This window comes from Kitasatospora sp. NPDC057518, assembly GCF_042802075.1.
Classification (GTDB): Bacteria; Actinomycetota; Actinomycetes; order Streptomycetales; family Streptomycetaceae; genus Kitasatospora.
Genome location: NZ_JBHVEU010000379.1, coordinates 1 through 8,790 on the forward strand (window position 1 = coordinate 1; position 8,790 = coordinate 8,790).

An 8,790-nucleotide genomic window follows, 5' to 3' on the forward strand; every position below is an offset into this window, starting at 1 on the left:
CCCCGTGACCGTCTCCGGTCGCGGGGGCCTCGGCGGTGCCCGGCGCCGTGCGGCGCACGAACGCCAGGCGTCAGGCGTCAGGCGTCAGGCGTCGAGCTTCTCGTGCTCGGCGGACTCGGCCTTCTTCGCGGCCCGCAGGCTGGTGAAGGTGGTGACCGCCAGGACGACCACGATGAAGCCCAGCGAGAACGGGATGCCGATCTCCGGGGCCCAGGTCGCGCCCGCCTCGTGCGCGGCGTGCAGCACCAGCTTCACGCCGATGAAGCCGAGGATCACCGACAGGCCGTACGACAGGTGGACCAGCTTCTTCAGCAGGCCGCCGATCAGGAAGTACAGCTGGCGCAGCCCCATCAGGGCGAAGGCGTTGGCGGTGAAGACGATGTACGGGTCCTGGGTCAGGCCGAAGATCGCCGGGATCGAGTCCAGCGCGAACAGCACGTCGGTGGTGCCGATCGCCAGCATGACGACCAGCATCGGGGTGATCAGCCGGCGGCCGTTCTCCCGGACGAACAGCTTGGTGCCGCGGTAGTCCTCGGTGGCCGGGAAGCGGCGGGTGATCGACTTGAGGACGCGGTTCTCCTCGAACTCCTCGTCGCCCTCGTCCTCGGCGCGGGCCTCCTTGATCAGCTTCCAGGCCGTCCAGATCAGGAAGGCGCCGAAGATGAAGAACACCCAGGAGAACTCGGCGACCAGCGCGGCACCGCCGGCGATGAACACCGCCCGGAGCACCAGCGCGATGATCACACCGAACATCAGCACGCGCTGCTGGTAGATCCTGGGCACCGCGAACTTGCCCATGATCAGGATGAACACGAAGAGGTTGTCGACACTGAGCGACTTCTCGGTGATGTAGCCGGCGAAGAACTCGCCCGCCGGCTCCCCACCGGAGTGCCACCAGAGGAAGCCGCCGAAGAGCACCGCCAGGGCGACCCAGACGGCCGTCCAGATCCCGGCCTCCTTGATCGAGACCTCGTGCGGCTTGCGCCCTCCGATGAAGAAGTCCGCCACGACCAGTGCGATCAGCACCAGGATCGTGGAAACCCACATGGTTACGGAAACGTCCACTACTGCTCCTCCGGCAGGTAGGCGAGACAGTCATCGTCACTGCCGGAGGTCTCTTCCGCCCGTCGGGCCAGCGCCCCGGGGTGCCACGACGGGCACCCGTGATGACGGGGTCGGCTGTCGAGGAATACTCCCCTCCGCTGCCAACGAGAGTAACAGCAATCCCAAGGGAAGGTAAAGAAGGTAAAGAACCGTGCGGAGCGGGCTGCTGGACCGGCTACGCGGCCGGCTACAGGAACGGCTCGATCGCCGGCAGCAGGTCCTGGAAGGTCCGCCCCTTGGCCGGCGCGCCGATCGCCTGCATCTCCCAGCCGCCGTCGCCGTCCCGGACCACCTTGGCCATGATCTGCCCGGTGTGCGGCCCGCCGCCCGCCAGCTCGTAGCGGGCCAGCTCCAGCCCGGTGGCCTCGTCCACCAGCCGGCAGTGCGCCCGCTGCACCTCGGCGAAGGTCTGCCCGGTGTACGAGCTCACCGTGAACACCACCTGGGTGATGTTCACGGGCACGTGCACCAGGTCGACCAGGATCGCCTCGTCGTCCTCGGCCCCGGAGCCGCCCTCCAGGTTGTCGCCGGTGTGCCGCACGGAGCCGTCGTTGCTCTCCAGGTGCGAGAAGAACACCACGTCGGACGGGGTCCGCTCGGCGTACAGCAGCGCCGAGGCGTCCAGGTCGATCTTCCGGGTGCGGCTGCCGAACAGCCCGCGCTTGGGGGCGGCCTGCCAGCCGAGGCCCATCCGGACCACGGTCAGGGCGCCGCCCTGCCCCTTCTGGAGGCTGACCCGCTGCCCCTTGGCCAGGTTCACCGACACGACGTTGTCCTCTCTGCCGGCCGCGCGGTCACAGCCGAGCGGCTCCACGGTGGAACACCCCGTCGCCGTCCCCCGGCTGAGGCCCCCTCTGCGTACGGCCCGCAAACCCCGTCCCGAGGGCACGATGCCGCAGGCCAGCCTAGGGCCTGCGGCACCCCGGGCTCCCCCGGGTCTGCCCGTTTGTGGCAAGGCTGAGACACCCGCGGACTTGACCGGTGTCATTCCGGCCAGGCCCGGCGCCGTACGGGTGCGCCCCGCGGGTGCGCCCCGGCGGGTGCGGCTACGCCACTCCGGCCTCGCGCATCTGCCGCAGTTCCCTCTTCAGCTCCTTGACCTCGTCGCGCAGCCGGGCCGCGACCTCGAACTGGAGGTCGGCGGCGGCCGTGTGCATCCGGTCGGTCATCTCCTGGATCAGGTCCGCCAGTTCGGCGGCCGGCAGGGACTTGGCCGGCTTGCGCTCCGCCCCCAGCGCCGGGACCGGGGCCTTGCCCTTGCCCTGGTTCCGGTAGCCGGTGGAGAGCAGCTCGTCGGTGTCCACGTCCTCGCGGGCGAGGGTGTCCAGGATGTCGCCGATCTTCTTGCGCAGCGGCTGCGGGTCGATCCCGTGCTCCTTGTTGTAGGCCTGCTGCACGGCCCGGCGGCGGTTGGTCTCGTCGATGGCCTTCTCCATCGCGGGGGTGATCTTGTCCGCGTACATGTGGACCTGGCCGGAGACGTTGCGGGCCGCGCGGCCGATCGTCTGGATCAGCGAGGTGCCGGAGCGCAGGAAGCCCTCCTTGTCGGCGTCCAGGATCGCCACCAGCGACACCTCGGGCAGGTCCAGGCCCTCGCGCAGCAGGTTGATGCCGACCAGCACGTCGTACCGGCCCGCCCGCAGCTCGCGCAGCAGCTCCACCCGGCGCAGGGTGTCCACGTCGCTGTGCAGGTACCGGACCCGGATGTCCAGGCCGAGCATGTAGTCGGTGAGGTCCTCGGCCATCTTCTTGGTCAGCGTGGTGACCAGGACGCGCTCGTCCCGCTCGACCCGCTTGCGGACCTCGTGCACCAGGTCGTCGATCTGGCCCTCGGTCGGCTTGACGATCACCTCGGGGTCGATCAGGCCGGTCGGGCGGATGATCTGCTCGACCTGGCCGTCGCCACGCGACAGCTCGTACGGGCCGGGCGTCGCCGACAGGTAGACCGTCTGGTCCGTCCGCTCCAGGAACTCCTCCCACTTCAGCGGGCGGTTGTCCATCGCGGACGGCAGCCGGAAGCCGTGCTCGACCAGGGTGCGCTTGCGCGAGGCGTCGCCCTCGTACATCGCGCCGATCTGCGGGACGGTGACGTGCGACTCGTCGATGACCAGGAGGAAGTCCTCCGGGAAGTAGTCGAGCAGGGTGTTCGGCGGGGAGCCGGGCTCGCGGCCGTCGAAGTGCATCGAGTAGTTCTCGACGCCCGAGCAGGTGCCGATCTGGCGCAGCATCTCGATGTCGTAAGTGGTGCGCATCCGCAGCCGCTGGGCCTCCAGCAGCTTGCCCTGCTTCTCCAGCTTCGCGAGCGTCAGCGCCAGCTCCGCCTCGATGCCGTTGACCGCGCGCTCCATCCGCTCGGGGCCGGCCACGTAGTGCGAGGCGGGGAAGACGTGGACCGAGTCGTCCTGGCTGATGATCTCGCCGGTGAGCGGGTGCAGGGTGTACAGCGCCTCGATCTCGTCGCCGAACATCTCGATCCGGACGGCGAGCTCCTCGTAGACCGGGAAGATCTCGATGGTGTCGCCGCGGACCCGGAAGGTGCCGCGGGTGAAGGCCACGTCGTTGCGGGCGTACTGGATGTCGACGAAGCGGCGCAGCAGCTCGTCCCGGTCGATCTCCTCGCCGACCTTGAGCCGCACCATCCGGTCCACGTACTCCTGCGGGGTGCCGAGGCCGTAGATGCAGGAGACCGAGGCCACCACCACCACGTCCCGGCGGGTGAGCAGCGAGTTCGTCGCCGAGTGGCGCAGCCGCTCGACCTCCTCGTTGATCGAGGAGTCCTTCTCGATGTAGGTGTCCGTCTGCGGGACGTACGCCTCGGGCTGGTAGTAGTCGTAGTACGAGACGAAGTACTCGACCGCGTTGTTCGGCAGCAGCTCGCGGAACTCGTTCGCCAGCTGCGCGGCCAGCGTCTTGTTCGGCGCCATCACCAGGGTGGGCCGCTGCAGCTTCTCGATCATCCAGGCCGTGGTGGCCGACTTGCCGGTGCCGGTGGCACCGAGCAGCACGACGTCCTTCTCCCCTCCCCTGATCCGCCGTTCCAGCTCGGCGATCGCCGCCGGCTGGTCGCCGTTCGGCTGGAAGGGGCTGACGACCTCGAAAGGCGCCACGGACCGCTCAATACTCGTGATGGGACGCACCACTCAACGGTACGACCCACCACCGACAAGCGAGGCCTACTTGGCGCTGTCCCGGGCGAGGGCGACCAGGCGGGAGATGGCGCGCAGGTACTTCTTGCGGTAGCCGCCGCGCAGCATCTCCTCCGGGAAGACCTGGTCGAAGGGGAGGCCGGAGGCGGTGATCGGCAGCTCGCGGTCGTACATCCGGTCGGCCAGCACGACCAGGCGCAGCGCGGTGGACTGGTCGTCGATCTGGCGGACGCCGCGCAGGCAGACCGCGGCGACGTCGTCCAGCAGCGCGCCGTAGCGGCTGGGGTGGACGGCGGAGAGGTGGGCGAGCAGGGCGTCGAAGTCGTCCAGCGAGGCGCCGGGGGTGCGGGCCGCGGCGGCCGTGACGGCCTCGTCGGTGTACGGCGGCGGGGCGTCCGGCAGGCCGCGGTGGCGGTAGTCCTGGCCGTCGATCCGCATCGGGCGGAAGTGCGCGGACAGGCCCTGGATCTCGCGCAGGAAGTCGGCGGCGGCGAAGCGGCCCTCGCCGAGCTTCTCCGGCAGGGTGTTCGAGGTGGCGCACAGCTTCACGCCGTTGTCGACCAGCCGGCCGAGCAGGGTGGAGACCAGCACGGTGTCGCCCGGGTCGTCGAGCTCGAACTCGTCGATGCAGAGCAGCGTGTGCCCGGAGAGGGTCCGCACGGCCTGCTGGAAGCCGAGCGCGCCGACCAGGTTGGTCAGCTCGACGAAGGTGCCGAAGGCCTTGGGGCCGGGGGCGGCGTGCCAGAGCGAGGCGAGCAGGTGGGTCTTGCCGACGCCGTAGCCGCCGTCGAGGTAGACCCCGGCCGGGCCGGCGGGTGCGGGGGCGGAGCGGCGGAACCAGCTGCGCTTGGGCGCGGAACCGTTTCCTCCGCCGAGGGTCGCGGCGAACTGCTCCAGGACCTGGACGGCCTCGTACTGGCTCGGCTGGGTCGGGTCCGGAATGTACGTCCCGAAGCTCACGTCGGCGAACCGGGGCGGCGGGACCATCTCGGCGACCAGCCGCTCGGCGGGCACGACGGGTCGGCGGTCGGTGAGCGCGATCGGGGAGCCGGAGGCGTGTGCGGCTGCTATCGGCTCGGTCGCGGTTGCGGAGTGGGAGGCTGCGGGCACATCAGTAGAGGGTACGCCTGCCCCGTACGCCGTCCGAACGACCCGCGGCCCCGAGCCGGTCGACCCGCGGCCCCGAACGGCCCACGGCCCGCGGTGGAAGACTGGGGACATGCAACAGTTGATCAGCCCGCTGGGCGGGCGGCTCGCCGATCCGGCCGCACTGGAATCGCTCGCCGCCGTCTACGCGTACCCCGAACAGGTGAATCAGGGGCGCCCCTGGCTGCGCGCCAACATGGTGTCCGGCCTGGACGGCGGGGCCAAGCTGGACGGGCTGTCCGAGGGCCTCTCCGGCGATGCCGACAAGCGGATCTTCGGGGTGCTGCGGGCACTGTCGGACGTGGTAGTGGTGGGCGCGGAGACGGTCCGCGCCGAGGGCTACCGGCCGGCCCGGGCCCGCAAGGAGTTCGCGGCGGCCCGGGCGGCGGCGGGGCAGGCGCCCGCCCCGGCGATCGCCGTGGTGAGCCGCTCGCTGGAGCTGGACCTGACCGCGCCGCTGTTCACCGAGCCGCTGGTCAGGACGGTGGTCGTCACCACCGAGGACGCCCCCGCGGAGCGCCGCCGGGCGGTCGCCGGGGTGGCCGACCTGGTGCTCGCCGGCACCGGTTCGGTGGACCTGCGGGCGGGCGTGGCGGCCCTGGCCGAACGGGGCTGGACCAGGCTGCTGACCGAGGGCGGCCCGCGCCTGCTGGGGCAGCTGGCGGCGGCCGGCCTGCTGGACGAGCTGTGCCTGTCGCTGGCTCCGCTGCTCACCGGCGGCGACGCGCCGCGCATCCTGCACGATGCCCGAATGCCGGACGTGCAGCGGATGCGGCTGGTCTCATTGATCGAGCAGAAAGGATTCCTCTTCACCCGCTACCTGCGTCACCCCGGTTCGGACAACCCCGTGACCCCCTGATCGTGATCCCGTTATGGGATGCCGGGGCCCGGGGGCCGGCCACTGGAAGGGACTCACGTGTTCAAGACGGTACTGATGATCGAAAAGGCTCTCTCCGACGCGGACGTGGAGCTCGTCACCACGCTCCACGGCGAGGAGAAGGTGTCCTTCGTCGTCCTGATGCAGCCGCGCGGCCGACAGGACGAACTGCTGCGGGCGCTCGACGACGTCGCCCTCGGCCACCTCGACAAGGTGGTCCACGAGCACGACGAGTCCGAGAGCGGTCCGACCGTGGCCGGCGAGTCGCTGGAGCACAGCCTGCGCCACCTGCGCTCGGCCGGGGCCGAGGCGGTCGGCGAGCTGGTCGGGGAGAAGCCGCTGGAGCGGCTGCGCGCGGTCGTCGGGGAGCAGCGGGCGGACGAGGTCGTGGTGCTCACCTCACCGCACTTCGTGGAGGAGTTCTTCCACCGCGACTGGGCCTCCCAGGCCCGGCACAAGGTGGGCGTCCCCGTGCTCAGGCTCTTCGCCAGCGACTCCTGACCCGACCGGCCCGGCACGCCAGTGGTGCAGAATCGTCCTTGCGGTCCGCCCGCGAGGACGATTCCGTCTTCCCGACCCGTCCGCCCGCCCTGTCTGCCCCCGCCCCTACGGAGCCACGCCTTGAACGACGCCGCGCACGACCTGCACGCCCCGCACTTCATCGGCATCGGCGGCGCCGGGATGTCCGGCCTGGCGAAGATCCTCGCCGTGCGCGGGGCCAGCGTCTCGGGCAGCGACTCCAAGGAGTCCGAGACCGTCCTCGCGCTGCGCGCCCTCGGCGCCACCGTGCACGTCGGCCACGCCGCCGAGCACGTGCCGGACGGCACCAGCAGCGTGGTCGTCTCCAGCGCGATCCGGGCCGACAATCCGGAGCTGGTGGCCGCCCACGAGCGCGGCATCCCGGTGGTGCACCGCTCCGACGCGCTGGCGGCGCTGATGGGCGGGCGCCGGGCGCTGGCGGTGGCCGGCACCCACGGCAAGACCACCACCACCAGCATGCTCGCCGTCGCCCTCGGCGAGCTGGGCCTGGACCCGTCCTACGCGATCGGCGGCGACCTCGACGCGCCCGGCTCCAACGCCCACCACGGCACCGGCGAGATCTTCGTCGCCGAGGCGGACGAGAGCGACCGCAGCTTCCACAAGTACGCGCCCGAGGTGGCGATCGTGCTCAACGTGGAGCTGGACCACCACGCCAACTACGCCTCGATCGAGGAGATCTACGAGTCCTTCGAGACCTTCGTCGGCCGGATCGTCCCCGGCGGCACCCTGGTGGTCTCGGCCGACCACGACGGCGCCCGCGAGCTCACCTCCCGGGTGGCCGGCCGCGAGGGCCTGAACGTGGTGACGGTCGGCTCCGCCGAGGACGCCGACCTGCGGGTGCTCTCGGTGGTCGCCCACGGCATGACCAGCGAGGTCACCGTCCTGCTGGACGGCGCCGAGCTGAGCTTCACCGTCTCGGTGCCCGGCCGCCACTACGCCCACAACGCGGTGTCCGCGCTGGCCGCCGGCGTCGCGCTGGGCGTCCCGGCCGCCGACCTGGCCAAGGCGCTCGGCGCCTACACCGGCGTGCGCCGCCGCCTCCAGCTCAAGGGCGAGGCCGGCGGGGTCCAGGTGATCGACTCCTACGCCCACCACCCCACCGAGATGACCGCCGACCTGGAGGCCATCCGCGAGGGCCTGACCGGCGGGGGCCGGGTGCTGGTGGTCTTCCAGCCGCACCTGTTCAGCCGCACCCAGCAGCTCTCCGAGGAGATGGGCCAGGCGCTGGCGCTGGCCGACGCCTCGGTGGTGCTGGACATCTACCCGGCCCGCGAGGACCCGATCCCCGGCGTGACCAGCGAGCTGATCATCGACGCGGCCCGCCGGGCCGGCGCCGAGGTCACCGCGGAGCACTCCTTCGCCGCCGCCCCCGCCCTGCTGGCCGGCCTCGCCCGCCCGGGCGACCTGCTGCTCACCATGGGCGCCGGTGACGTCACCAACCTCGGCCCGGAAATCCTGCGGCACCTCGCGAACGTTGCTTCCAACGTCTGACGTACGTCCGTCCGACGTCCACCGCGACCGGGAGCCCATGATGAGCTACGAGATCGAGAAGACCGAGGCCGAGTGGCGCGCCCAGCTCAGCCCCGAGGAGTACCACGTGCTCCGCGAGGCGGGCACCGAGCGGCCGTTCACCGGTGAGTACACCGACTCCAAGACCGTCGGCGTCTACGGCTGCCGGGCCTGCGGGGCCGAACTGTTCAGCTCCGAGACCAAGTTCGACAGCCACTGCGGCTGGCCGTCCTACTACGCGCCGCTGGCCGGGGACCGGGTCCAGTACATCGAGGACACCTCGCTCGGCATGCGCCGGGTCGAGGTGCGCTGCGCGCGCTGCGGCGGGCACCTCGGGCACGTCTTCGAGGGCGAGGGCTACGGCACGCCGACGGACCAGCGCTACTGCATCAACAGCGTCTCGCTGACGCTGAAGCCGGCCGAGTAGGGCCGGACCCGCGCGCGGAGGCCCTGTATAGTTTTGTTTAT

8 protein-coding genes are annotated in these 8,790 nt (G+C 71.1%); 4 read left to right on the top strand and 4 right to left on the bottom strand.

The genetic code is table 11. From position 1 onward, the window contains the following. Positions 1-84: 84 nt before the first annotated feature. The 4 genes from ACFU7Z_RS30140 to zapE all read right to left on the bottom strand — a co-directional run bounded on the left by ACFU7Z_RS30140 (position 85) and on the right by zapE (position 5,321). On the bottom strand, positions 85-1,065 hold the full coding sequence (locus ACFU7Z_RS30140; protein ID WP_049649604.1) for a TerC family protein: 981 nt from the start codon (positions 1,063-1,065) through the stop codon (positions 85-87). Between the two features lie 226 nt (positions 1,066-1,291). Beyond that, positions 1,292-1,870 (bottom strand): TerD family protein, encoded by a 579-nt coding sequence (locus ACFU7Z_RS30145; RefSeq protein ID WP_049649603.1) that lies wholly within the window; start codon positions 1,868-1,870, stop codon positions 1,292-1,294. A gap of 280 nt (positions 1,871-2,150) precedes the next feature. Continuing rightward, positions 2,151-4,241, bottom strand: a complete 2,091-nt coding sequence (gene uvrB, locus ACFU7Z_RS30150) for an excinuclease ABC subunit UvrB (protein ID WP_049649602.1) — start codon at positions 4,239-4,241, stop codon at positions 2,151-2,153. A 36-nt stretch (positions 4,242-4,277) separates the two neighbouring features. After that, complete coding sequence (gene zapE / locus ACFU7Z_RS30155; RefSeq protein ID WP_380780948.1) at positions 4,278-5,321, bottom strand: cell division protein ZapE; 1,044 nt, start codon at positions 5,319-5,321, stop codon at positions 4,278-4,280. A 148-nt stretch (positions 5,322-5,469) separates the two neighbouring features. Here zapE and ACFU7Z_RS30160 point away from each other — a divergent pair, with 148 nt between their 5' ends. The 4 genes from ACFU7Z_RS30160 to msrB all read left to right on the top strand — a co-directional run bounded on the left by ACFU7Z_RS30160 (position 5,470) and on the right by msrB (position 8,749). Beyond that, on the top strand, positions 5,470-6,255 hold the full coding sequence (locus tag ACFU7Z_RS30160) for a pyrimidine reductase family protein (protein WP_074001682.1): 786 nt from the start codon (positions 5,470-5,472) through the stop codon (positions 6,253-6,255). 57 nt (positions 6,256-6,312) lie between these two features. Continuing rightward, complete coding sequence (locus ACFU7Z_RS30165; protein WP_107086353.1) at positions 6,313-6,774, top strand: indole-3-glycerol phosphate synthase; 462 nt, start codon at positions 6,313-6,315, stop codon at positions 6,772-6,774. 120 nt (positions 6,775-6,894) lie between these two features. Beyond that, positions 6,895-8,304 carry a UDP-N-acetylmuramate--L-alanine ligase gene (murC, locus tag ACFU7Z_RS30170; RefSeq protein ID WP_074001683.1) on the top strand — a complete coding sequence of 470 codons (1,410 nt, stop codon included), beginning with the start codon at positions 6,895-6,897 and terminating at the stop codon, positions 8,302-8,304. Between the two features lie 40 nt (positions 8,305-8,344). Next, positions 8,345-8,749: a peptide-methionine (R)-S-oxide reductase MsrB gene (gene msrB / locus ACFU7Z_RS30175; RefSeq protein ID WP_049649595.1), complete on the top strand. Its 405-nt coding sequence runs from the start codon at positions 8,345-8,347 to the stop codon at positions 8,747-8,749. Positions 8,750-8,790: the final 41 nt, after the last annotated feature.